The 24,710-nt window shown below is 73.0% G+C and carries 20 protein-coding genes; 5 read left to right on the forward strand and 15 right to left on the reverse strand.

Annotated features, from left to right (window positions below):
- Positions 1 to 321 precede the first annotated feature (321 nt).
- The 4 genes from ald to IO33_RS0109370 form a co-directional block, all read right to left on the reverse strand.
- Entirely contained in the window at positions 322 to 1,437 is a 1,116-nt protein-coding gene (gene ald, locus IO33_RS0109355) for an alanine dehydrogenase (RefSeq protein WP_157857820.1), read from the reverse strand.
- Between the two features lie 147 nt (positions 1,438 to 1,584).
- A complete protein-coding gene (locus tag IO33_RS0109360; RefSeq protein ID WP_031162413.1) occupies positions 1,585 to 3,648 on the reverse strand; it encodes a tetratricopeptide repeat protein in 2,064 nt (687 codons plus the stop codon).
- Between the two features lie 202 nt (positions 3,649 to 3,850).
- Positions 3,851 to 4,477: an NUDIX domain-containing protein gene (locus IO33_RS0109365; protein WP_031162415.1), complete on the reverse strand. Its 627-nt coding sequence runs from the start codon at positions 4,475 to 4,477 to the stop codon at positions 3,851 to 3,853.
- Positions 4,478 to 4,560: 83 nt separating this feature from the next.
- Positions 4,561 to 6,228: a CTP synthase gene (locus IO33_RS0109370; protein WP_031162417.1), complete on the reverse strand. Its 1,668-nt coding sequence runs from the start codon at positions 6,226 to 6,228 to the stop codon at positions 4,561 to 4,563.
- A gap of 584 nt (positions 6,229 to 6,812) precedes the next feature.
- On the opposite strand from IO33_RS0109370, the gene IO33_RS0109375 reads away from it, so the two are divergent.
- The 3 genes from IO33_RS0109375 (at position 6,813) to IO33_RS0109385 (ending at position 11,758) form a co-directional block, all read left to right on the forward strand.
- Positions 6,813 to 8,615 (forward strand): glycoside hydrolase family 15 protein, encoded by a 1,803-nt coding sequence (locus IO33_RS0109375; protein ID WP_031162419.1) that lies wholly within the window; start codon positions 6,813 to 6,815, stop codon positions 8,613 to 8,615.
- Positions 8,616 to 8,687: 72 nt separating this feature from the next.
- Positions 8,688 to 10,067 carry an FAD-binding oxidoreductase gene (locus tag IO33_RS0109380; RefSeq protein ID WP_031162421.1) on the forward strand — a complete coding sequence of 460 codons (1,380 nt, stop codon included), beginning with the start codon at positions 8,688 to 8,690 and terminating at the stop codon, positions 10,065 to 10,067.
- Positions 10,068 to 10,111: 44 nt separating this feature from the next.
- The gene (locus IO33_RS0109385; protein ID WP_031162423.1) at positions 10,112 to 11,758 is read left to right on the forward strand and encodes a PucR family transcriptional regulator; all 1,647 of its coding nucleotides are present in this window, start codon (positions 10,112 to 10,114) and stop codon (positions 11,756 to 11,758) included.
- A gap of 7 nt (positions 11,759 to 11,765) precedes the next feature.
- Here IO33_RS0109385 and IO33_RS0109390 read toward each other — a convergent pair whose 3' ends face one another.
- The 6 genes from IO33_RS0109390 to IO33_RS0109415 all read right to left on the reverse strand — a co-directional run bounded on the left by IO33_RS0109390 (position 11,766) and on the right by IO33_RS0109415 (position 17,796).
- Positions 11,766 to 12,902, reverse strand: coding sequence for a glycosyltransferase family 4 protein (locus IO33_RS0109390; RefSeq protein WP_031162425.1), 1,137 nt, complete (start codon positions 12,900 to 12,902; stop codon positions 11,766 to 11,768).
- Between the two features lie 267 nt (positions 12,903 to 13,169).
- Positions 13,170 to 13,922 carry a hypothetical protein gene (locus IO33_RS0109395; protein WP_031162427.1) on the reverse strand — a complete coding sequence of 251 codons (753 nt, stop codon included), beginning with the start codon at positions 13,920 to 13,922 and terminating at the stop codon, positions 13,170 to 13,172.
- A gap of 20 nt (positions 13,923 to 13,942) precedes the next feature.
- Positions 13,943 to 15,685, reverse strand: coding sequence for a DNA repair protein RecN (gene recN, locus IO33_RS0109400; RefSeq protein WP_031162429.1), 1,743 nt, complete (start codon positions 15,683 to 15,685; stop codon positions 13,943 to 13,945).
- A 56-nt stretch (positions 15,686 to 15,741) separates the two neighbouring features.
- Positions 15,742 to 16,647, reverse strand: coding sequence for an NAD kinase (locus IO33_RS0109405; protein WP_031162432.1), 906 nt, complete (start codon positions 16,645 to 16,647; stop codon positions 15,742 to 15,744).
- Positions 16,644 to 17,459 carry a TlyA family RNA methyltransferase gene (locus IO33_RS0109410; RefSeq protein WP_031162435.1) on the reverse strand — a complete coding sequence of 272 codons (816 nt, stop codon included), beginning with the start codon at positions 17,457 to 17,459 and terminating at the stop codon, positions 16,644 to 16,646. Before IO33_RS0109410 ends, IO33_RS0109405 begins: the two co-directional genes overlap by 4 nt.
- Positions 17,460 to 17,517: 58 nt before the next feature.
- Positions 17,518 to 17,796, reverse strand: a complete 279-nt coding sequence (locus tag IO33_RS0109415) for a hypothetical protein (protein WP_031162438.1) — start codon at positions 17,794 to 17,796, stop codon at positions 17,518 to 17,520.
- A gap of 42 nt (positions 17,797 to 17,838) precedes the next feature.
- Between IO33_RS0109415 and IO33_RS0109420 the strand changes: the two genes are divergently transcribed.
- On the forward strand, positions 17,839 to 18,186 hold the full coding sequence (locus tag IO33_RS0109420; protein ID WP_031162440.1) for a sterol-binding protein: 348 nt from the start codon (positions 17,839 to 17,841) through the stop codon (positions 18,184 to 18,186).
- Here the strand turns inward: IO33_RS0109420 and IO33_RS0109425 are convergent.
- Genes IO33_RS0109425 through IO33_RS0109440 form a run of 4 tightly spaced genes read right to left on the reverse strand, consistent with a single transcriptional unit; the run spans position 18,170 to position 22,187 of the window.
- Entirely contained in the window at positions 18,170 to 19,021 is an 852-nt protein-coding gene (locus tag IO33_RS0109425) for an ABC transporter ATP-binding protein (protein ID WP_209438831.1), read from the reverse strand. The genes IO33_RS0109420 and IO33_RS0109425 overlap by 17 nt on opposite strands.
- On the reverse strand, positions 19,018 to 20,049 hold the full coding sequence (locus IO33_RS0109430) for a FecCD family ABC transporter permease (protein ID WP_078963442.1): 1,032 nt from the start codon (positions 20,047 to 20,049) through the stop codon (positions 19,018 to 19,020). Before IO33_RS0109430 ends, IO33_RS0109425 begins: the two co-directional genes overlap by 4 nt.
- An 11-nt stretch (positions 20,050 to 20,060) precedes the next feature.
- Positions 20,061 to 21,104: a FecCD family ABC transporter permease gene (locus IO33_RS0109435; RefSeq protein WP_031162445.1), complete on the reverse strand. Its 1,044-nt coding sequence runs from the start codon at positions 21,102 to 21,104 to the stop codon at positions 20,061 to 20,063.
- 54 nt (positions 21,105 to 21,158) lie between these two features.
- Complete coding sequence (locus tag IO33_RS0109440) at positions 21,159 to 22,187, reverse strand: HAD hydrolase-like protein (RefSeq protein WP_031162448.1); 1,029 nt, start codon at positions 22,185 to 22,187, stop codon at positions 21,159 to 21,161.
- A gap of 73 nt (positions 22,188 to 22,260) precedes the next feature.
- Here IO33_RS0109440 and IO33_RS0109445 point away from each other — a divergent pair, with 73 nt between their 5' ends.
- Positions 22,261 to 23,544: a DUF1015 domain-containing protein gene (locus IO33_RS0109445; protein ID WP_031162451.1), complete on the forward strand. Its 1,284-nt coding sequence runs from the start codon at positions 22,261 to 22,263 to the stop codon at positions 23,542 to 23,544.
- Between the two features lie 100 nt (positions 23,545 to 23,644).
- Here the strand turns inward: IO33_RS0109445 and IO33_RS0109450 are convergent, their stop codons facing one another.
- Entirely contained in the window at positions 23,645 to 24,412 is a 768-nt protein-coding gene (locus IO33_RS0109450) for a tetratricopeptide repeat protein (protein WP_078963448.1), read from the reverse strand.
- Positions 24,413 to 24,710: the final 298 nt, after the last annotated feature.

A 24,710-nucleotide genomic window follows, 5' to 3' on the forward strand; every position in this document is an offset into this window, starting at 1 on the left:
GACGGTTGGCGACTCTATGGCGTGTCGGCGGTCCGCAGCAACACAATCCGCCGGACCCGGCAGGATGTGTCGGCAATGAAACATCTCGCTGTCAAGGGCGTACGGCCGTCGCACAGCAGGTTTCACCGGTGTACGAATCGGTCGAAGGGTTGCGTTCGAGGCGAGTTGACCAAGAGTCGCCAAGTGACCATACACACATCCGGCCGGACCTTGTCGGGCAAGGTCCGGCCGGATGCGCGGGGTTGACGACATGTGTTGACGAATCGCCTTTTACCTGATTCTGACTTAGCGGTTCGTCAGGCCACCGGGGTCGGCCGGGCGTCAGCCGAGCAGGGACTCCAGCTCCACGTACTCCAGGCCGTGCGCCTCTGCGACCTCCTTGTAAACGACCTTGCCGTCATGGGTGTTGAGACCCTTGGCGAGCGCGGCGTCGCGGCGCAGCGCCTCGACCCAGCCGTTGTTGGCCAGCGAGACGATGTAGGGCAGCGTCGCGTTGGTGAGGGCGTTGGTGGAGGTGCTGGGCACCGCGCCGGGCATGTTGGCGACGCAGTAGAAGACCGAGTTGTGCACGTTGAAGGTCGGCTCGGCGTGCGTCGTCGGGTGGGAGTCCTCGAAGCAGCCGCCCTGGTCGATCGCGATGTCGACAAGAACACTTCCGGGCTTCATGCGGGCCACCAGCTCGTTGGTGACCAGTTTCGGGGCCTTGGCGCCCGGGATGAGGACCGCGCCGATGACGAGGTCGGCGTCGAGGACGGCCTTCTCCAGCTCGAAGGTGTTGGACATGATCGCCTTGACCTTCGTACCGAAGATCTTGTCGGCCTCGCGCAGCTTGTTGATGTCGCGGTCGAGCAGGGTCACGTCGAAGCCCATGCCGACGGCGACCTGGGTGGCGTTCCAGCCGGAGACACCGCCGCCGATGACGACGCACTTGGCCGGGGTCACGCCCGGGACGCCGCCCGGCAGCACGCCACGGCCGCCGGCCGCGCGCATCAGGTGGTAGGCGCCGACCTGCGGGGCGAGCCGGCCCGCAACCTCGGACATCGGGGCGAGCAGCGGCAGCGCGCGGTTCGGCAGCTCGACGGTCTCGTAGGCGATGGCCGTGGTGCCGGACTCGATGAGCGCGTCCGTGCACTCCTTGGAGGCGGCCAGGTGCAGGTAGGTGAAGAGGATCTGGTCCTTGCGGAGGCGGTGGTACTCCTCCGCGATGGGCTCCTTGACCTTCAGCAGCAGGTCAGCGGTGGCCCACACCTCGTCGGCGGTGTCGAGGATCGCGGCACCGGCGGAGACGTACTCCTCGTCCGTGATCGAGGAGCCGAGGCCGGCGCCCCGCTCGATGACGACCTGGTGGCCGCTGCGCACCAGCTCGTGCACACCGGCGGGGGTGATGGCCACCCGGAACTCGTTGTTCTTGACCTCGCGGGGGATGCCGACCTTCACGTCGATCACGGTCCTTGGCTCAGAGGGTATGGGGGGTGCATTACATGACATACCCAGGCATGCAGAGCACACCGGGAGACACCGCAGGAGAACGTGCGGCAGAGCCAGTTTAATGAAGGCGTTCCGCCTGTCTAGCCTTTCATTGCATCAATCTTCGTTGGATGCACTACGGATTTCGCAGGCGTTAGCGTCTTGATTCGGGCTTGTCCCACTGTCCTGGGCCTCCTCGTCCAGCATGCGCCCGGCCGCCGCGCGGTGCAGACGGGCGGCGGTGGGGTCCCCGAGGTGCTCCAGGGTGTCGGCCAGCCGGAGCTGCACCGCGGCCTGCAGCCGGACGTCCTCGGCGCGCCGCGCCCACTCCACCGCCTCCTGGCAGGTGCGCAGCGACTCCTCGAACCGCCCCGCGTACTCCTGCACCCGGGCCAGCTCGCTCAACGCCCGCGCGTGGGCCGCGACATCGCCGCCCCTGCGGTGACCGGCGACGGCGGCCCGCCAGTTCCTGACGGCCTCGCCGTAGCGGCCCGCGTAGGTGTGGGTGACGGCGATCCGGCCGTACAGCCGGGCGACCTGCTCGCGCTCGCCGCGGGCCAGCCGCTCGGCCAGGGCCCGGCCGAACCAGTCGGCGGCCCGTTCGTAGTCTCCGAGCTCCTGGTACGCGCCACCTACGGATTCCATTGCGCGACCCGTGGCGTACGGGTCATTTGCTCTGCGTCCGGCGTCCAGAGCCAACCGATATCGTGCCAGCGCGGCCCGGGTACGGCCGGTCTGCGCGTCCACGTCGCCCAGGTTCAGCAGCGCCGCGGCCTTCTCCCGGACGAGTCCCCGCCGCTCGGCGACATCGAGGACGAGGCTGTGCACGTCGTACAGGTCGGCGGCGGCCGCCTGGGTGCCGACATGCGCGACCAGGGCCCTGACCAGCTGGGACATCAGCCGCCGGGCCAGGGTGTCCAGCTCTCCGTCGGCCACCGCGAGACGCGCGGAGGCCAGCAGCGCGGGCCGCCGGACGAGCAGCCAGTCGGCGGCCGCCCGGGGACTGGGGAAGCGCACCTCGCGCGGCATGGCGTTCAGCTTCTCCCGGGCCTGCGGGCTGTCCGTCTCGGTGATCGCCCGGCAGGACTGCAGCAGCCGCACGGTCCGCTCCAGCATCCGGGCCCGGGCCAGCTGCAGCTCCGCGGGCCGCTCCTGGCCCTCGGCGAGGGCGCGCAGCAGGGGGTTCAGACAGCCGGGGACCTTGTACTGGGGCAGCGGGGAGTCCACCGTGCGCAGCAGGCCGACGGCGACGAAGTCGTCCAGGGCGGCGCGGGCGGCGTCGACCGAGCAGCCGGCGAGGGCCGAGGCCGTGTGCGGGTCGACCAGACCGGCCGGGGCGAGGGAGAGCAGGGGCAGCATCCGGGCGGCCGGGCCGGGCAGCTCGCTGTGCACGTGCCGGAAGACGCGGGCCAGCGGGGTGCCGTCCGTGCCGTCGTCGGTGGTGTGCAGCCGCTTGGCGAGGTCGGAGACGGCGGACTTGGGACGGGCGGCGAGCCAGCCGCCGGCCAGCACGAGCGCCGCCGGATGGCCCTGGCAGGCCTCGACCAGGCTCTCGGCGGAGCGCGGGTCGACCGTGACGCGGACCGCGCCGGTGTAGCGGGTGAGCAGTTCCACCGCGGACTTGGTGTCCAGACCGCCCAGGGTGCACGGCCGGACGTCCGCGATGCCGGTGAGCGGACCCGAGGAGACGGCCACGACCAGGCAGTCCGGGGCCTCCGGGAGCAGCGCGTCGACCTGTTCGGCGCCGGCCGCGTCGTCCAGCAGCAGCAGGGCGCGCCGGTCGGCGAGGGCGGTGCGCAGCGCCTCGGTGAGGTCGTCCTCGGCGGCGCCGGCCGGGGCGGGCAGCTCCAGTGCGGCGAGCAGCTCGCGGGCGGCGCGCGCGACCGGGACGGGGGTGCCGTCGGGTTCACTGAGCCGGGCCCGCAGCACGCCGTCCGGGTAGCCGTCCGCGACCTGCCGTACGAGTTCCTCGGCCAGGGCGGTGCGGCCGGAGCCGGGGCGGCCCGCGATCAGGAGCACGCGCGCGCGGGGCGCCTTGCGGCCGGAGAGGGTGTCCAGACCGGCGCGCTCGATGTCGGCGCGCAGCTCCTTCAACTCCCTTGTACGGCCCAGGAAACGGTCGTCCGCGTCCGCGCGCGCCGACAGCCGCACGAAGCCTGTGTCCACCGCCTGATCCGTCACGGGCCACACTCCCGTCCCACCGCACGCGCAGGCCCGGCGGATCTCCCGCCATGGGCGTGCGCCTCTCCTGGCTCGCTTCTTGGCTCGCTCGCGACGAGCCTAGTTCACGCGCTGCGACGGGCCGGGAGGAGCGCGGCTGACGACGCCGAATCCCCTGATCGGATCAGGCGATGGTCACACCAGTACGCCGAACGGGTGTGGTTCAGGACGCGAAGGGGCGGGCCGGCCAGGGGGCGTCGGCCGGGCGCAGCGCGTCGAGGCCGTCGCCGTTGCGGGCGGCCACCAGGGAGAGGACCCCGACGACCAGGCAGTTGTTGTGCACATCACCGGCCAGGACACGGCGCACCAGTTCCTCGACCGGCACGCGTGTGTGCTCCATGTCGGTCTCCTCGTGCTCCGCCGCGAACCGCTCGCCCTCGGCCGCGGACAGGTCACGGGCGAGGAAGATCCGTACGGCCTCGTCGCAGCCGCCGGGCGTGGTGTAGACGTCCGTCAGCACCCGCCAGTCCCCGGCCTTGACGTGCGCCTCCTCGTACAGCTCGCGCTGGGCGGCGTGCAGCGGGTTCTCACCGGGCACGTCGAGCAGGCCGGCCGGGATCTCCCACAGCTTGTGGCGCACCGGGTGGCGGTACTGCTTGATCAGCAGGACCCGGTCCTCCCGGTCCAGGGCGAGGACGGCGACCGAACCGGGGTGGACCTGGTAGTCGCGCCGGACCACCGAGCCGTCGGGCATGACCACCTCGTCCGTGCGCACGGAGGTCTTGTTGCCCGTGAAGGGGGTCTCCGTCGCCCGGATCTCCCACTCCTCCGCGGTGTCCTTGATGGTCATGCCCTGTCCTTCCACACATGCACGAGCGGCCGGGGCGCGATCGTTTTGAATGTCCGCACCCCGGCCACCGTACAACTCTTGTGTTACTGCGAGATCTTCCGCTCCACGGCGGCCTTCACCAGGCCGGCGAACAGCGGGTGCGGACGCGTCGGCCGCGAGCGCAGCTCGGGGTGCGCCTGCGTGGCGACCAGGTACGGGTGGACGTCACGCGGGTACTCCACGTACTCGACCAGCTTGCCGTCCGGGGAGGTGCCCGAGAACTGGATCCCGGCCTTCTTCTCCAGCTCCGCGCGGTAGGCGTTGTTCACCTCGTAGCGGTGGCGGTGCCGCTCCTCGATGTACTCCTTGCCGTCGTACACCTCGCGCACGATCGAGCCCTCGGCCAGCTTGGCCGGGTACATGCCCAGGCGCATGGTGCCGCCCATGTCGCCCTCACCGGCGACGATGTCCAGCTGCTCGGCCATGGTGGAGATGACCGGGTGGCCGGTGGCCGGATCGAACTCGGTGGAGTTGGCGTCTGGGATGTCGGCGAGGTTCCGCGCGGCCTCGATCACGATGCACTGCAGGCCCAGGCAGAGGCCGAGCAGCGGGATCTTGTTCTCGCGGGCGTAGCGGATCGCGCCGACCTTGCCGAGCACACCGCGGTCGCCGAAGCCGCCGGGGATGCAGATGCCGTCGACGTCGCCGAGCTGTGCCTTGGCGCCCGCCGGGGTCTTGCAGTCGTCCGAGGTGACCCACTTGATCTTCACCCGGGCGCGGTTGGCGAAGCCGCCGGCGCGCAGCGCCTCGGTGACCGACAGGTAGGCGTCGGGCAGGTCGATGTACTTGCCGACCAGGGCGAGGGTGACCTCGTGGTCGGGGTTGTGGACCCGGTCCAGCAGGTCGTCCCAGGTCGTCCAGTCGACGTCACGGAACGGCAGGTCGAGCTTGCGTACGACGTAGGCGTCCAGGCCCTCGCCGTGCACGGTCTTCGGGATGTCGTAGATCGAGCGGGCGTCCGGGCAGGCGACCACGGCGGCCTCGTCGACGTCGCACATCAGCGAGATCTTCCGCTTGATCGCGGTCGGGACCTCGCGGTCGCAGCGCAGCACGATCGCGTCGGGCTGGATACCGATGTTGCGCAGCGCGGCGACCGAGTGCTGGGTCGGCTTGGTCTTCAGCTCGCCGGAGGGACCGATGTACGGCAGCAGCGAGATGTGCACGACGAAGACGTTGTCCCGGCCGACCTCGTGGCGGACCTGGCGGACGGTCTCCAGGAAGGGCAGCGACTCGATGTCGCCGACCGTGCCGCCGACCTCGGTGATGACGACGTCCACCTCGTCCGTCGCCATGCGCCGGATCCGGTGCTTGATCTCGTTGGTGATGTGCGGGATGACCTGCACGGTGTCACCGAGGTACTCGCCGCGCCGCTCCTTGGCGATCACGGTCGAGTAGACCTGGCCTGTAGTGACGTTGGCGCTGCCGTCCAGGTCGCGGTCGAGGAAGCGCTCGTAGTGTCCGATGTCCAGGTCGGTCTCGGCACCGTCGTTGGTGACGAAGACCTCACCGTGCTGGAAGGGGTTCATCGTGCCCGGATCGACGTTGAGGTACGGATCCAGCTTCTGCATCACGACGCGCAGGCCGCGGGCCTTGAGCAGCATGCCCAGGCTGGAGGCGGTCAGGCCCTTGCCGAGCGAGGAGGCGACACCCCCGGTGACGAAGATGTGCTTGGTCGTCGTGGCTGTGCTGTGTCGGAAAGCAGCGGGCGGCATGGCCAAGAGGGGGCTCCCGTGGTCGCGGTCTGTCGTGCGGTGCGGCTGCCGACCCGGAGATCTCCGGGGGTGCCGTCGCTGCGGTTCGGGGGTTTCAGGCCCACCGGTCCACGGGCTACCAGGGTATCAGCGCCTGGACGAGATGGCTTCCGGCCACGCTCCGCGCTCGGCCGGGCACGGGGCGGCTCCGTCGCACCGCCCCGGGGTGGCTCGCTCACCCGCCGGGTCCAGGGCGGGTCGCCCCGTACGTCAGCACAGGCACACAGAAGTCACACGGTCATCACCCGCTACTCACCCGTTCGGCCCACACGGGTTGCCCGGAGCGGCACGCAGATCATCTACGTGCGTCGTATCCTGCTCGGACACTCGCTGCCGAGCCCGGCCGGAACGACGGCACACCCCCGCCTGCACCACCCGGAACAACGAGAGCGCGGCAGTTCGTTGAGCAAAGACTGTCGTATTGCCTCAGGGCTCGGCGGGCTGCTTTGCTTCACCGCTCAACGACGCACAACAACGACCCCTTGACCGCACTAGCGACAGCCCCCCTGTGCGGGGGTGACGTGGCCGTTCGACTGGAGTTGCACGTGGCCGGGCGCATCGAAGACTACGCACTCATCGGAGACATGCAGACCGCGGCACTGGTCTGCCGGGACGGCACGGTGGACTGGCTGTGCCTGCCCCGCTTCGACTCGCACGCCATCTTCGCCGGCCTGCTGGGCACCGAGGAGCACGGCTTCTGGCGGCTCGGCCCGGCCCACGCGGCCGACGCGCAGCCGCCCGCGGCCGCCCGGCGGAGCTACCGCGGCGACTCGCTGATCCTGGAATCGGAGTGGGACACCCCACGCGGCACGGTCCGGGTGACCGATTTCATGCCCCCGCGTGAGGGCGCGCCGCAGCTGATCCGGATCGTGGAGGGCGTCACCGGCCGGGTGCCGATGCGCTCCGCCCTGCGGATGCGGTTCTCCTACGGCCGTGTGGTGCCCTGGGTGCACAAGCACGAGGGCCGCACGGTGGCGGTCGCCGGGCCGGACTCGGTGTGGTTCGACACGGAGGCCGAGACCTACGGAAAGTCGCTGACCACGTACGCCGACTTCACCGTCGCCCCGGGTGACCGGATCGCGTTCACCATCTCGTGGCAGCCCTCGCACAAGGAGCCGCCGGCGCTGCCGGAGCCGGAGACCTCGCTGGAGGCGACGGAGGACTTCTGGCGGGAGTGGGTCGAGCACTGTACGTACCACGGGCCGTACCGCGAGGCGGTGGTCCGTTCGCTGATCACCCTGAAGGCGCTGACGTACGCCCCGACCGGCGGCATCGTCGCCGCGCCGACGACCTCGCTGCCGGAGGACATCGGCGGCGTCCGCAACTGGGACTACCGCTACACCTGGCTGCGCGACGCCGCGATCACCCTGTCGTCCCTCCTGCGCACCGGCTACCGCGAGGAGGCCCGCGCCTGGCGCGAGTGGCTGCTGCGCGCGGTCGCCGGCGACCCCGAGAACCTGCAGATCATGTACGGCATCGCCGGCGAGCGTGAGCTGGGCGAGGCCGAGCTGGACTGGCTGCCGGGCTACGAGCACTCCGCCCCGGTCCGGGTCGGCAACGGCGCGGCGCACCAGCTCCAGCTGGACGTCTACGGCGAGGTCACCGAGGCCCTGCACCTGGCCCACATGACGGGTCTGGCCCGCAACGACTACGCCTCCCTGCTCCAGCTGAAGCTGATCCGCTACCTGGAGGACCACTGGCAGGAGCCGGACGAGGGCATCTGGGAGGTGCGCGGCCCGCGCCGGCACTTCGTGCACTCCAAGGTGATGGCCTGGGTCGCGGTGGACCGCACCATCAAGCTGATCGAGTCCGGGGACGCGGACGGCCCGCTGGAGCGCTGGAAGGAACTGCGCGACGACATCCACCGGGACGTGTGCGAGAAGGGCTACGACAAGGAGCGCAACACCTTCACGCAGTCCTACGGCTCCCAGGAGCTGGACGCCTCGCTGCTGCTCATCCCGCAGATGGGCTTCCTGCCGCCGGACGACAAGCGGGTGATCGGCACGATCGAGGCGATCCAGCGCGAGCTGTCCACGCCGGACGGGTTCATCCTGCGCTACCCGACGGAGGGCGACCACGCGGGCGTCGACGGTCTGCCCGGCGACGAAGGGGCCTTCCTGGCCTGCTCGTTCTGGATGGCGGACGACCTGGCGATGATCGGCCGGGTGGACGAGGCCCGCAAGCTGTTCGAGAAGCTGCTCGCGCTGCGCAACGACCTCGGTCTGCTGGCGGAGGAGTGGGATCCGCGCCTGCAGCGGCAGGTGGGCAACTTCCCGCAGGCGTTCAGCCACGTGCCGCTGATCGACACGGCGCTGCGTCTGACGGCCTCCGGGGCGTACGGGGGTTAGGCCCCCGCGCCCCTTCGGCGTCGCTCCGCCCGGCCTAGGCTGGAAGGTGGACCCTGCCGGAAGGGGGCTGCCATGGCTGCCCGTTCCAAGGCGGGCGCGGCGCTGACCGCGCTCCGCGAGGATCTGGTCGGGGACGTGTTCGCGCCGGGGGACCCCGGTTACGACGACACCCGGACGGCCTTCAGCACCCTGCCCGACCGGCACCCCGCCGTGATCGCGCAGTGCGCGGACGCGTCCGACGTGGTGCGTGCCGTCCGCTTCGCGCGCGAACTGGACCTGCGCATCGCGGTGCGCGGCGGCGGACACGGCCTGGCAGGGGCCCGGATCGACGGCGCCCTCGTGGTGGACCTGCGCCGGATGCACCAGGTGACCGTCGACCCGGCGGCCGAGGCGGTCCGGATCGGGGGCGGTGCCACGATCAGCCACCTGGACCGGGCCACCCAGCCGTACGGCCTCGCGACCACCGGCGCGCGTGCCTCCACCACCGGTGTGGGCGGCTTCGTCCTGGGCGGCGGCACCGGCTGGCTGGACCGGGCCTTCGGCCTCGCCGTCGACAACCTCCTCGGTGTGGAACTCGTCACCGCCGAGGCCGAGCGGGTGCACGCGAACGCCGACGAGAACCCGGACCTGTTCTGGGCGCTGCACGGCGGGGGCGGCAACTTCGGCATCGCCACCGCGCTCACCCTGGAGCTGCACGAGCTGCCGGAGTTCTCGGTCGTGCTGCTGCTGTGCCTGCCGGAGTCCGGTCCGGACGTGGTCCGCACCTTTCGCGAGATCATCCGCAGCGGACCCGACGAGGTGAGCGGCGCGGTGCGCTACCGCACCGGCCCGCCCGCGCGGTACACACCGCCGGCGCTGGTGGGCGAGCTGGTCTGCACGGTCCTGCTGACCTACGCCGGCGGCGAGGACGACCTGCGCAAGCTCGCCGAGCCGCTGCTCGCGCTGCCGCACGAGGCCGAGCTGGCCGGTGACCTGCCCTACGCCGACCTGCAGTGCCTGCTCGACGATCCGCCCGGGCTGCGCGGCCACTGGTCGGCGGAGTACCTCGCCGCGCTGCCGGACGACGCGGTCGACCTCTTCTGCGCCCGCGCCGCCGGCATGCCGGTGCCGACCGGCGCCCAGCACATCCTGTTCCCGCAGGGCGGGGCGATCGCCGCCGGTCCCCGGACGTACCCGGTGCCGTACCGGGACGCGCCCTGGGCGGTGCACCCGTTCGCCCTCTGGGCGGACCCGGCCGACGACGGGCGGTCCATCGCCTGGGTGCGGGACGTACGCGCCGCCCTCCGGCCGTGGAGCACGGGTGCCGTCTGCCTCAACCTCATCGGCGACGAGGGCCCCGAGCGGGTCAGGGCGGGCCTGGGCGAGGAGAACACCCTGCGCCTGGCGAAGGTGAAGCGGCGCTGGGATCCCGACAACGTCTTCCGCTTCAACCACAACATCCGGCCGATCTAGCGAGGAGCTGTCCTGCGGGCGTTTGCGCAGGTAGCGTCCGCTGCATGGACAGCCGCACGGACAACCGACTCGACACCCAGGGCGCCGGGATCACCCTTCAGCGGGCGCTGGAGCTGCCCGGGCTGCGCAGCGGGCTGCCGGAGATCCTGGCGGGTGCCGACCGGCTGGGACGCACGGTGCGCTGGGTGCACGCGGGCGAGGTGCCGAACATCGCCTCGCTGCTCAAGGGCGGCGAGCTGCTGCTCACCACCGGCTACGGCCTCGGCACCCGCCCGGCCGAGCAGCGGGCGTTCGTGCGCACGCTCGCCGAGCGGGGGATCGCCGCGCTGGTGGTGGAGCTGGGCCCGCGCTTCACGCGGTTGCCGGCGGCCCTGGTGGACACCGCCCGCAGCGCGGGGCTGCCGCTGGTGCAGCTGCACCGCGAGGTGCCGTTCGTGACGGTGACCGAGGAGATCCACACCGAGATCGTCAACGGCCACTACGCGCTGCTCCAGCGGGCCGAGGAGGTGCACCGGCGCTGCACCGAGGCGCTGCTGGGCGGCGGCGGGGTGCCGCAGGTGCTGGGCATCCTGGCCGGTTTCAGCGGCAACCCGGTGTTCCTGGAGACGGCCGACGGCCGGCTGCTGTACGCGGCGGGGGAAGGACCCGAGGGCGCCGATCCGCTCCAGGTGTGGGAGGGGATGCGCGGCCCGCACAAGGACGCGCCGCCGCCCGCCGGTTCGGTGCTGGTGGACGTGCCCGGCGGCGGCCCGGGGACGGCGGGCTCGGTGCGCGCCCGGCTGGTCCTGCTGCCGGTCCGCTCCCCGCTGACCCCGGTCCACCGGATCGCCGCCGAGCGGGCCGCGGGCATCCTGGCCGTGGTGCTGATGCAGGCCCGGCAGGAGGAGGAGCTGGCCGCCCGGGGGCGCGGCGACTTCCTCACCGATCTCGCCGAGGGCCGGATCACCGCCGAGGACGCCCCGGCGCAGGCCCGGGTCCTCGGCTTCAAGCCCGGCGACAGCCCGCTGCTGCCCGTGGTCATGCGGATCGGTGACTCCCTCTCCCCCGGCGGCGGCTGGGCGGTGCTGGCGCGTGCGGTGTCCGAGGAGCTGGCCGCGGTCGGGGTGCCGGTGCTGCTGGGCGTGCGGCCGGTGGAGGGGCGGGTGCTGGTGCTGCTGGGGCTGCGCTCGGAGTCGGAGCGGTCGACGGTGGCGGACCGGGTGGCGGCGGCACTGCGGGCGGGCGTGGAGCGGGCCGGGATGCGCCGGCCGGGGTCGCCGCCGCCGGTGGTGGTCGTCGGTGTGGCGGGCGGCTGGGCGGCGGCGTCGGCCGGGCTCAGGCACGCGGCGGAGACGGCGACGGCGGCCCAGGGCCTGACCGACCGGCCCTGGTACGACGCCCGCCGCCTCGACATCGATCTGCTGATGTGGCGGCTGCGCGACCACCCGGACCTCGCCGCGTTCGTGGACCGCGCGATCGGCCCGCTGCGCGACCACGACCACCGCTCCAAGCCGCCGCTGCTGCCGACCCTGGAGACCTATCTGGCGCACGCGGGGCGCAAGGCCGAGACCGCCCGGGAACTGCACCTCAACCGCCAGACCCTCTACAACCGCCTCGCCCGTATCGGCGAGTTGCTGGGCACCGACCTCGACGACCCGCAGACGGTCCTGGCGTTGAGCCTCGCCCTCCGGGCCCGCCGGCACGTGCCCTGAGGCGGGCTCAGGGCAGCGGCCGGGGCTGGGTCAACTCGTCGTACACGCTGAGCACCTGGGCGACCGTCTCGTCCTCGCTCGGCCAGCCGGCGGCCTGCCGCACGCCCCGCTCGCGCAGCTCCTCCCGGCGCCGGGGGTCCGCCAGGAGCCGTACGACCGTGTCCGCGAGCGCCTTCGGGTCGGCGTACGGGACGAGTTCGGCCGCGTCGCCGACGAGGTCGGGAATGCCGCCGACCCGGGTCGCGACGAGCGGCACGCGCGCGTACAGCGCCTCCTGGGCGAGGACGGACCGGGACTCCCAGCTGCTGGTCAGCAGTGCCAGATCCGCGGCGGCGAGCAGCTCTGGCACGTCCTCGCGGCGCCCGATGAGCCGCACCGGCAGCTCCTCGTCCTCGATCCGCCGCTGCAGCAGCGGCCGCAGCGGCCCCTCTCCGGCGATGACGACCAGCGGCACGGGGTCCAGGTCGCGCCAGGCGCGGGCCGCGTCGAGCAGGACCTCGTAACCGCGCCGGCGGTCGAGGGAGCCGACCGCGACGAGCAACGGGCGGCCGGTGGCGCCGAGTTCGGCGCGGACCTTGGGGCGCAGCCGGTCGGGGTCGTCGAGGACGACGGGCCGGCGCTGTCCCGGCAGGCCGACGGCGGCGAGCCGGGCGTCCCGCGCCCCGGTCCGCCTGGCCCGGTCCACCAGGTCGGAGGTGGTGCCGAGGACCACGGCCGCCGTCCGCATCACCCGCCGCTCCAGCAGCCGCAGCAGATGCGCCCGCGGGCCCTCCGCCTCGGCCCGGTTGTGCCAGGTGACGACGAGCGGGGTGGGCCGTCCGCTGAGCGCGAGGACGGCCCGGAAGGAGGCGTGCAGCCCGTGCGCGTGCACCAGGTCGGCCCTCGCGCAGGCCGACCGCAGTGCGGCCACCGAGACGGGGTCGCTGCTGCGGGGCACGTGCACGTGTTCGGCACCGGCGCCGGTGAAGTCGTAGGCGCGGTCGGCCTCGACGGGGGCGCACACCGTGACCCGCACGCCCCTCGCCACGAGCCCCTCGGCCAGCGAGCGCACATGCGCGCTGCTGCCGGCGTTGCCTCCGCCCAGCACCTGCACGGTGCGCAGCGGCGACTGGCCGTGCGGTGCGTTGCTGCTCAGAGGGGTCACGGGGGCCGGCGCTCCTGGTTCGGCGTAGGCGGTCACGAGGAAACGTACAGAAGGTAGCGGGATCATGGGGGCGGAAGGTCGTACCCCGCGCGCCTCCCGCGCGGACCGTGTTCCCTCAAGCATGCCAGGGGGAGCCGCCGTTACGGGAAATCCGGAGGGCGCACAGTGCGGCGGGCCGGGGCAATGCGCCGGAGCACGTCACCCACACGGGTGAGTGAGGCTCGGCACGGCCCGCCGGGGCCCCTCGCCAAGGGCGAGGTCAGACCCTCACAGCGCCCGCGCCCAGGCACTCACCCGGTCCCCGTGCACGGTGGCGGCCACGACCGCGACGGCGTGCGCGAGAAGACCGGGGCGCTGGCTGCCGGCCACCACGGCCGCCCCCAGCGCCGCGCCGAGGGCATGCGCCCCCGTGTCCCCGATCATCGCGCGCTCCCCGAGATCGTCGGGCAGGACCGCCGCGGCGGCGCCGGCCGCGGCGGCCGCCAGCTCCCCCGCCGGACCGCCGCGCAGCAGCCCCGGCGCCCCGAGCGCGAGCACGGCACCGGCCGCCCGGCCGGGCCGTACGTCGAGCAGGTTGACGACGTGCGCGGCCCCGGCGATGACGACACCGGCGAGCACCCTGTCGAGGAACCGCTCCTTCATCAGCGCACCGGCCACCAGCCCGGCCGCCGACATCCCGAACAGCTTCACGGCCCCGCTGGTGATCTCGCCCTCCCGCAGGGCCCCCAGATGCGCCCGGAACCCGCGCCGCGGGTCCCCGGCCCCGGCGACGTCGTCGTACGCCCCGCACACCCCGGCCGCGAGCACGGCGAGCCCGGCACCGGGGTGCGCCCGGCCGGCGCCGACGGCGACGGAGACGGCGCAGGCGGGCCCGGCGTACAGCCCGACGGACCGCCCCGCGTAGTTCGTCCGCTCCCACCGCTCCCGTCCGCCGGGCGGCCGGCTGCGGAGCAGGGCCTGCCCGGCCCGGGCGAGCGCGGCGGACAGCAGGAGGGAGCGGGACTTTCGCCTGGTGATCATCCCGCCACCCTAGAACCCGCCTACAGGTCGGCCCGCGCCGTGGCCAGCAGTTCCTCCGCGTGCGCGCGGGCCGTCTCGGAGTCCTCCTGGCCGGCCAGCATCCGCGACAGCTCGCGGACGCGCTCCTCGCCCTCCAGCACCTTCACGCCGGACCGGGTGACCGTCCCGTCGTTGGTCTTCTCGACCAGCAGCTGACGGTCGGCGAACGCGGCGACCTGGGGCAGGTGGGTGACCACGACGACCTGCGCGGTCCGGGCGAGCTTCGCCAGCCGCCGCCCGATCTCGACCGCGGCCTTGCCGCCGACACCGGCGTCGACCTCGTCGAAGAGATACGTCGGCACCGGGTCGGTGCCCGCGAAGACGACCTCGACGGCGAGCATCACCCGGGACAGCTCACCGCCGGACGCGCCCTTGGCGATGGGCCGCGGCGGCGCGCCCGGGTGCGGGGCGAGCAGCAGCTCGACCTCGTCGACGCCCGACGGCCCGTAGGCGACCGGACGTCCGCCGACCTCGACGCCCTGCGGGTCCTCGGTCTGGCGGATGTCGAAGGACACGCGTGCGTGGGGCATCGCCAGCGAGGCCAGCTCGGCGGTCACGGCGGCGGCGAACCGCTCGGCCGCGTCGGCCCGCGCGTCCGTCAAGGCCTGCGCGAGCCCGCCCAGTTCCGAGCGCAGCGCGTCCCGCTCGGCGGTCAGCTCCCCGATCCGCTCGTCGTCGCCGTCCAGCTGGGTCAGGCGCGCGGCGCTCTGCTCGGCCCAGGCGAGTACGGCGCCGACGTCGTCGCCGTACTTGCGGGTGAGGGCGGTGAGGGCCGCCCGGCGCTCCTCCACGGCGGCCAGCCGCAGCGGATCGGCGTCGAGGTCGTCGGCGTACCCGGCCAGCTCCCCGGCGACATCGCCGAGCAGGATCCCGATCTCCCCGATCCGGTCGGCGAGGGAGGCCAGCGCCGGATCGTGCGACCGCACGGCCTCCAGCGCCCGGTGGGCGCCCGCGACCAGCGTCGAGGCGTCGATGCCCTCGGGATCCTCGGGATTGCCCGCGAGGGCGGCGTGCGCGACCGCGGCGGCGGACGACAGGGCCTCCGCGTGCCCCAGCCGCTCGGCCTCCTCGGCGAGCTCGGCGTCCTCGCCGGCCCGCGGCTCGACGGCGGCGATCTCCTCCAGCCCGTACCGCAGCATGTCGGCTTCCTGCGCCCGCTCACGCGCGCGCGTGGTGATCTCCTCCAGCTCGCCGGAGACGGCCCGCAGCCGCCGGTAGGCCTCGGTGTACTTGGCGAGCGGTACGGCGACGGCGTCCCCGGCGTACCGGTCCAGGGCCTGCCGCTGCCGGGACAGCTTCAGCAGCCCCTGCTGGTCGGTCTGGCCGTGCACGGCCACCAGGTCGTCGGCCAGCTCGGCGAGCAGCCCGACCGGCACCGAGCGCCCGCCCAGATGGGCGCGGGAACGTCCCTCGGCGGAAACGGTACGGCTGATCAGCAGGGCCCCGTCGTCCAGCTCGGCCCCGGCCTCCTCGGCGCGTACGACCGCGGCGGCGCCCGCGGGGACGGTGATCCGCCCCTCCACGACCGCCTTCCCGGCCCCGATCCGCACGAGCGCCGGGTCCGCCCGCCCGCCGAGCAGCAGCCCCAGGCTGGTGACCACCATGGTCTTGCCCGCACCCGTCTCACCGGTGACGGCGGTGAACCCCGGCGACAGCTCGACGACCGCGTCGTCGATGACCCCGAGCGACCGTATCCGCATCTCCTCCAACACGGAACAGACCATACGAGGTCCGGGGCGGGGAGTGCACACAGGCCGCTCTTTCTGGTGAGGCGCCCTCGCTAGTGAGGCGCCCCTCGCCACCCGGTGGTCGGCAACGCGAACTTCGCCACGAGCCGGTCGGTGAAGGACGAGTGGTGCAGCCGGGCCAGCCGCACCGGCACCGCCCCCCGCCGCACCTCCACCCGCGCTCCGGGCGGCAACTCCACGGTCCGCCGCCCGTCGCACCACAGCACACCCGGCGGGATGTGCGGCAGAACCTCCACCGCGAGCACCGAGTCCGGCGACGTGACCAGCGGCTTGGCGAAGAGCGCGTGCGCACTGATCGGCACCATCAGCAGCGCCTCCACCTCGGGCCACACCACCGGCCCGCCGGCGGAGAACGCGTACGCCGTGGACCCGGTGGGCGTGGACAGGATCACCCCGTCGCACCCGAACTCCGACACCGGGCGCCCGTCGATCTCCAGCACGACTTCCAGCAGCTTCTCGGCGCCGGCCTTCTGCACGGCCGCCTCGTTCAGCGCCCAGTCCGTGTGCACGATGTCGCCGTTGCGGTGCACGACGACATCGACGGTCATCCGCTCCTCGACCTCGTACGACCGCGCCACCACCCGGTCGACCACCCGATCGAGGTCATCGCGTTCCGCCTCCGCGAGGAACCCGACGCGTCCCAGGTTGACGCCGAGCATCGGCACCCCGGACGCCCGCGCGAACTCCGCGCCCCTCAGCAGGGTGCCGTCGCCGCCGAGCACGATCAGCAGCTCGCACCCGTCGAGGCACTGCGGAGTGGCCTCCTTGACCAGCTGCACCTCGTCCGGCAGCGGCAGGTCGCGCGCCTCCTCCTCCAGCACCCGCACCCCGATGCCATGCCGCAGCAACCCCTTGACGACGAGTTCCGCACTGCGGATCGCCGCGGGCCGCCCGGTGTGGGCGAGCAGGAAAACAGTACGCGCCAGGTTCTGTGTCAACGCGGCCCCTCCGCCACTGCACGGTCGACGTCGGCCGGGTCCACCTGGGGTGCCCCCGCCCGCAACCAGAGAAAGTACTCGACGTTCCCCGAGGGCCCGGGCAGCGGACTGGCGGTGACTCCCCGCACCCCGAGCCCCAGCTCCCAGGCCTTCTCGGCCACTCCCCGCACGGCCTCCGCCCGCAGCTGCGGACTCCGTACGACACCCCCGCTGCCGAGTCGCTCCTTACCCACCTCGAACTGCGGCTTGACCATCATCACCAGGTCGGCGTCCGGCTTCACGCACCGCTTGAGGGCCGGCAGCACCAGCCCGAGCGGGATGAAGGACAGATCACCCACGACAAGATCCACAGGTTCCCCATCGATCGCGTCGAGCGTCAACTCGCGTACGTTCGTACGGTCCTTGACGGTGACGCGTTCATCACTCTGCAGAGTCCAGGCCAGCTGTCCGTATCCGACGTCCACGGCGACGACGTGCGCGGCCCCCGCGCGCAGCAGGACATCGGTGAAGCCGCCGGTGGACGCGCCGGCGTCCAGCGCGCGCCGGCCCCCGACCACGAGCCCCTGCGGCACGAAGACCTCGAACGCTCCGGCGAGCTTGTGCCCGCCGCGGGAGACGTAGTCCGGGTCGCTGTCGTCGGCCTGGACCACGATCGCGGCGGCGGTCTCCACCTGGGTGGCCGGCTTGGTCGCCACGGCCCTGCCGACGGTGACCCGGCCGGCGGCGATCAGCTGGCTGGCGTGCTCACGCGAACGCGCGAGCTTGCGGCGGACCAGCTCCGCGTCCAGACGGCGACGTGCGACTCCTGCCACGTTCGGTTCAGCTCCTGCTCTGGTGGTACGACGATCAAAAGGTGCGACCCGAAGGATCTCACTGAGGGGCGGCGGTCGGGTGACGGGTGGGAGCCGGAGGTCCCGGGCGGGCGTCGAGCGCGGTGAGCGTGTCGCGCAGCCCCCGGTGCACATCCTCGTACACCTCCATGTGCCCGTCGGTGCCGAGCTGGTCGGCGTCGGCCAGCCGCTCCAGCAGGGCGTCGACCTCGGCGTTGCCGGTGGGGGTGCGCGGGACGCCCAGGGGGGCCGGGGCCGCGGGGTCGTACGGGGACTCGGCCGCGGTGACGCTCTGGGCCTCGGACACGGACTCGCTCATGCCCAGACGCTACCCCGAACCGCTGGGGTACCGTCGTGGGCGATGGCCACGATCGAGGAGTGCCGCACCGCGCTGGGAAAGCTTTCGGACAACATGCAGGGATCCGAGGGCGACGTACGCGCGGCCGCCGCCCTGGACCGCTCGGTGAGCTGTCACATCACCGATCTGGACGTCACCTTCGCCGGCCGGATGACGGGCGGCCGGATCGAGGTGGACGAGACGCATCCCGGGCCGCCGCGTGAGAAGGCGCAGATAAGACTCGCCCTGGCCGGGGACGACCTGGTGGCCCTGGTGGGCGGCGACCTGAACTTCGCGACCGCCTGGGGCTCGGGCCGGGTCAGGCTGGAGGCGAGTCTGCTGGACCTGTTCCGGCTCAGGAAGCTGCTGTGATCCGCTCCGCCCGTGCCCTGCGCGCGGCCGGAACCACCAGCGGGGTCCCGGTCTCCGGGTCGTCGATGACCTGACACCGCAGCCCGAACACCCGCTCCACCAGCTCGGCCGTGACGATGTCGTTCGGTGCGCCCTCGGCGATCACCTCGCCGCCGCGCAGGGCGATGAGGTGGGTGGCGTAGCGGGCCGCGTGGTTGAGGTCGTGCAGGACGGCGACCAGCGTCCGCCCCTGGGTCTCGTGCAACTCGGCGCACAGGTCGAGGACGTCGATCTGGTGCTGGATGTCCAGGTAGGTGGTCGGCTCGTCCAGGAGCAGCAGCGGGGTCTGCTGGGCGAGCGCCATGGCGATCCACACCCGCTGCCGCTGCCCGCCGGACAGCTCGTCGACGTACCGGTCGGCCAGCTCGGCGACCCCGGTCTGCCGCATGGACTCCTGGACGACCCGCTCGTCCTCCGCCGACCACTGGCGCAGCAGACCCTGGTGCGGGTAGCGGCCCCGGCCGACGAGGTCGGCGACGGTGATGCCGTCGGGCGCGATGGACGACTGCGGCAGCAGGCCCAGGGTCCGCGCCACCTTCTTGGCGGGCATCGACTGGATGACCTGCCCGTCCAGGAGCACCCTGCCCGCACTGGGCTTCAGCATCCGCGACAACGCCCGCAGCAGCGTCGACTTGCCGCACGCGTTCGGGCCGACGATCACCGTGAAGGAGTTGTCGGGGATCTCCACCGACAGCTGGGCGGCGATGACACGCTGGTCGTAGGCGAGGGTGACGTTCTCGGCGGACAGGCGGTTCACAGTGCTCCTCTTGCTGTCTGACTCGGGGACGGCGCTCATATCCGGCCCGCCCTGCGCTCGGTGACCAGCAGCCACAGCAGATAGCCGCCGCCGAGCACGCCGGTGACCACGCCGACGGGCAGCTGGTCGGCGCCGAAGGCACACTGCGAGACCCAGTCGGCGGCGACCAGCAGGGTGGCGCCCATGCACAGGGAGGGCAGCAGGTTCGGGCCCGGCGAGCGGGTCAGGCGCCGGGCGAGCTGCGGCGCGGTGAGCGCGACGAAGCTGACGGGGCCGGCTGCCGCGGTGGCGGCGGCGGTGAGCAGCACGGCGGAGACCATCAGCACCAGCCGGGTGCGCTGTACCCGCACCCCGAGGGCGTTCGCGACGTCGTCGCCCATCTCCATCATCCTCAGGCCGCCCGCGCCCGCGAGGACCAGCGGGACGAGGACGGCGCACAGGGCGAGCAGCGGCCAGACCTGGTCCCAGTCACGGCCGTTGAGGGAGCCGGTCATCCACACGACCGCGCGGGCCGCGTCGACCAGGTCGGCCTTGGTGAGCAGATAGCCGTTGACGGCCGTCATGACGGCGGACACGCCGATGCCGACCAGCACGAACCGGTACCCGTGCACGCCCTGCCGCCAGGCGAGCAGGTAGATGGACAGCCCGGTGACCAGACCGCCGGCCAGCGCGCCCAGGGTCACCTGGGTGGCGCTGCCGGACAGCAGCACGATCACGACCAGCGCGCCGGCCGTCGAGCCCTGGGAGAGGCCCAGCACGTCCGGGCTGCCGAGCGGGTTGCGCGAGACGGCCTGGAACAGTGCGCCGCCGAGGCCGAGCGAGGCGCCGACCAGCAGGCCGACCAGGACGCGCGGGAGCCGCAGCTCGTTGACGATGAAGTCCTGGTACGCGGTGCCGTTCCCGGCGAGGGTCCGCAGCACGTCGGCCGCGGGGATCTTCGCGTCGCCGGTGCCGATCAGTGCGACACCCGCGGCACAGGCGGCGGCCAGCAGCAGGACCACGACGATCAGGGCCCGCAGGTCCAGGCGCAGGGAGAGCCCGCCCGGAGTGCGTAGGGCCCGGTACATGGAGCGGGTCTTCACAGCTGGGCCGTCCTCCGCCGTCGTACGAGAAAGATGAAGACCGGCCCGCCGATGAGCGCGGTGACGATCCCGACCTGCAGTTCCGAGGGGCGGGCCACCACCCGGCCGATGACGTCGGCGCCGAGCAGCAGCGCGGGCGACAGCACCGTGGCGTACGGCAGGATCCAGCGCAGGTCGGGGCCGGTGAAGGAGCGCACCACGTGGGGGACCATCAGGCCGACGAACATGATCGGGCCGCACGCGGCGGTGGCGGCGCCGCACAGCACGGTGGCGGCCAGCATGGCCAGGGCGCGGGTGCGGCCCAGGTGGGCGCCGAGGGCACGGGCCGTGTCGTCGCCCATCTCCATGGCGTTCAGCGGCCGGGCCAGCGCGAGCGCCAGGACGGTGCCGGCCGCGAGGAACGGAAGCACCTGCCAGATGGTCGAGTCGGTGGCGGAGGCGAGCGAACCCACCGTCCAGAAGCGCATCTTGCCCAGCGCCGCGTCGTCCATGATCATCACGGCCTGGAGATAGCCGTACAGCGCCGCGCTGATCGCCGTACCGGCGAGCGCGAGCCGGACCGGGGTGGCGCCCCGGCTGCCGCCGAGGAACCACACCAGCGCGCCGACGGCCGCCGCGCCGAGGAAGGCGAACCACACATAGCCGGTGAGGCTGGTGACGCCGAAGTAGGTGACGGCCGTGACGACGGCCGCCGAGGCGCCCGCGTTGATGCCGAGCAGTCCGGGGTCGGCCAGCGGATTGCGGGTGAGCGCCTGGAGCACCGCGCCCGCGAGGCCGAGCGCGGCACCGGCCAGCAGGCCGAGGAGCGTGCGCGAGAGCCGCTCGTCGACGACGACGTCGCCGTACGTGCCCGTGTCGTGGAACAGGCCGTGCCAGACCTGGTCCAGCGACAGCGCTTTCGCCCCGATCGCGATGCTCGCCACGGCGACGAGCACCAAGATCGCGACGGACAGCAGGAGCCCAAGGGCCCTGACCGCCTGGCGGGTTGGGGGCGCGGGGGCGGTCTCCGCGCGCTGTTCCGGAGGACTGTCGACCAACACGAGGTTAGGTTAGCCTACCCTCGCCGCCGTTCCCGATCCCCGGTACGCAACACGTCAGAGTCCCAGCCGCGCCAACGCCTTCCCCCCGTCCAGCTCGCAGGAGCCCTCCCCGGCCGCCGTCCAGGCCGCCGCGCACAGGGCCCGCAGGCCGTCCAGCGCCGCACCGTCCCCCTCCAGCTCCAGCCGGTCCGCCCTGGCCGTCGCCGTGAACCCGCCGCAGCGAAAGCCACCCGAGAGAGCGGTCACCTCCGGCTGCCCGGTGAGCAGCCCGCGCAGATCGGCGTCCACATACGTCGGCCGGTGCCGGGGCGGCGCGGCCAGCAGCTGGAGCCCGTCGGTGACACCCGTCAGCACCAGCAGCGAGTCGACCCCACCGTTGGACGCCCCCTCGATGTCCGTGTCCAGCCGGTCCCCGACCACCAGCGGCCGCTCCGCACCCGTCCGGATGATCGTCTCGCGGTGCATCGGCGGCAGCGGCTTGCCCGCCACCTGCGGCTCCGCGCCGGTCGCGATCCGTACGACCTCCACCGCCGCCCCGTTGCCCGGCGCGATACCCCGCGCGCTCGGAATCGTCAGATCGGTGTTCGAAGCGAACCACGGCACCCCGCGCGCCACCGCGTACGACGCCTCCGCGAAACTCCCCCAGGCCAGATCCGGCCCGCCGTACCCCTGCACGACCGCCGCCGGATCGTCGTCCGCCGACTCCACCGGCGTCAGCCCCCGCTCGCGCAGCGCCACCCGCAGCCCCTCACCGCCGATCACCAGCACCCGCGCCCCGGCCGGCACCTGCTCACTGATCAGCCGCGCGACCGCCTGCGCCGACGTGATGACGTCGTCGGCACCCGTCGGTATCCCCAGCTCCGTCAGATGCCCGGCCACCGTCTCCGGGGTCCGCAGCGCGTTGTTGGTGACGTACGCCAGATGCATGCCGCCCGAGCGCGCCACCGCCAGCGAGTCGACGGCGTGCGCGATCGCGTTGCCGCCCGCGTACACCACCCCGTCCAGATCGAGCAGCGCCGTGTCGTACGCCTCGCTCAGGGGCTGCCCACTGCCCTCGGGCCTCGTCCTGACCGCCTGGCTCATTCCACATCGCTCCTCGTTCGAAGGCCTTTCCCCCGATCATCCCGCACGCCACTGACACACGTACGATGCCGGGATGAACACTGCAGGTCACTCGGAAGCAACGGCGCGCCGAGGCCTGGAACTCACCCCGTTCCGCGGCCTTCGCTACGACCCCGACCGGGTCGGCAGCCTGGCCTCCGTCACTTCCCCGCCGTACGACGTCGTCGTCCGTCCGGACGGGGTGCACCACCTCCAGTCGGCCGATCCGCACAACATCGTTCGGCTGATCCTGCCCCAGGCCGGCACCCCCAGCGCCCGCACCGAACAGGCGGCCGACACCCTGCGCCGCTGGCTGGACGAGGGCATCCTCACCGCCGACCCGGAACCCGGCCTGTACGTCTACGAACAGCGCGACGGCAACGGGATGCTCCAGCGCGGTGTCATCGGCGCGCTGCGGGTCTCGGAACCCGCCGAAGGCCTGGTGCTGCCGCACGAGGACGTCATGCCGCCCGTGGTCGCCGACCGCGCGGCCCTGATGCGGGCCACGCGCGCGAACCTGGAGCCGCTGCTGCTGACCTACCGCGGCGACGGCACGGCGGCCGAGGTCGTCGAGCGCACGGCGGAGAAGCCCCCGCTGCTGGACACCACCACCGAGGACGGCTTCCACCACCGCCTCTGGTCCATCACCGACCCCGCCGACCTGGCCCGCGTCCAGTCCGAGCTCGCCCGCCAGCAGGCCCTGATCGCCGACGGCCACCACCGCTGGGCCACCTACCTCCGGCTGCGCGCGGAGCACCCCTCCCCCAGCCCCTGGGACCACGGCCTGGTCCTGCTCGTCGACACCGCCCGCTACCCGTTGCGCGTCCGCGCCATCCACCGTCTGCTGCACGGCCTGCGTGTCGCGGACGCGCTCGCGGCGGTGGAAGGACTGTTCCGGGTACGGCACCTCGACGTACCGCTCACCGAGGCGCTGGAGACGCTCGCGGACGCCTCCTGCTCGGGCAACGCCTTCCTGCTGGCCGGCGACGGCGCCTTCCACCTGCTCGACCACCCCGACCCGGACCTGCTGGCCCGGACGATCCCGGCCGACCGCCCGCAGGCCTGGCGCTCCCTGGACGCCACGGTCCTGCACGCCACACTGCTCGACCACGTCTGGCACATCCCTGAGGACTCCGCGGCCCACATCGCCTACATCCACGACACGGCCGCGACGGTCGCCAAGGCGGAACACGACGGCAGTACGGCCGTCCTGATGCACCCCGTCCGCGAGGAGGTCGTACGCGACCTGGCCCGCCAAGGCGTGACGATGCCCCGCAAGTCGACGTCGTTCGGCCCCAAGCCCGCGTCGGGGCTGGTGCTGCGGGCCCTGGAGATCTGAGCGCCGGAGACCCGAGCGCCCGGAACGCCGAAGAGGGCAGGCTCCGCGGGGAGCCTGCCCTCTTCTCGTCCCACCGACCACCCGTCGGCCGGCTGGGACGTCAGTCCTCGTCGCCGTCCTCCTGCGACGGCTTCTCGGGCTCGTCCCCGGCCTCGCCGCCGCTCTCGCTCTCGGCGTCGCTGTCGCTCTCGTCGAGGGCGTCGACGAACTCCACGCCGTCCAGCTCAGCCAGCCGGTCCGAGGCGTCCGTGCTGCCGTCCCGGTCGGCCTCGACGGCCTTCGCGAACCACTCCCGCGCCTCGGCCTGCCGGCCGGCGGCCAGCAGGGCGTCGGCGTAGGCGTACCGCAGACGCGCGGTCCACGGCTGGACCGCGTTGGAGGCCAGCTCCGGGCTCTGCAGGGTCACGATGGCGGCGTCCAGCTGACCCATGTCACGCCGGGCACCGGCCGCGACGAGCCGCATCTCGACCTGACCCGCCTTGTCCAGCTTGTGCACCTCGGAGGCACCGGCCATGTCCAGCGCCTTCTCCGGCCGCCCGAGCCCACGCTCGCAGTCGGCCATCACCGGCCACAGCTCCACGGCGCCGGTCATCCGCCGCGCGGCCCGGAACTCGGCGAGTGCCTCGGAGTACTTCTGGCTCGCGTACGCCGCGAACCCGGCGGCCTCGCGTACGGCGGCCACGCGGGACGCCAGACGCAGGGCCACCCTCGAGTAGCCGTAGGCGCCCTCGGGGTCCTCGTCGATGAGCCGGGCCACCATCACCAGGTTCTTGGCGACGTCCTCGGCGAGCGTCTTGGGCAGGCTCTGCAGCTCCTGCCGGACGTCCTTGTCGATCTCGTCGCCGGTGACGTCCTCCGGGATCGGCAGCCGCTTGATCGGCTCCCGGTCACGGTCACGCTCGTCGCGGAAGCGGCCACCGCCCCGGCGGTCGTCGCGCCGGTCGTCCCGACGGTCGTCACGCCCCCGGAAGCCACCGGGCCGACCGCCGCGGTCGTCCCGACGGGGTCCACGGCCACCACGGTCGTCGCGACCGCGGAACCCACCGCGCTCGCCCCGGTCGTCACGCCGGTCGTCGCGCCGGTCGTCACGGCGGAAGCCTCCGCGGTCGCCTCCGCGGTCGCCGCCGCGGTCGCCGTAGCCACCACCGCGGTTGTCGTCGCGGTCG

The organism is Streptomyces durhamensis (genome assembly GCF_000725475.1).
GTDB classification, from domain to species: Bacteria; Actinomycetota; Actinomycetes; order Streptomycetales; family Streptomycetaceae; genus Streptomyces; species Streptomyces filipinensis.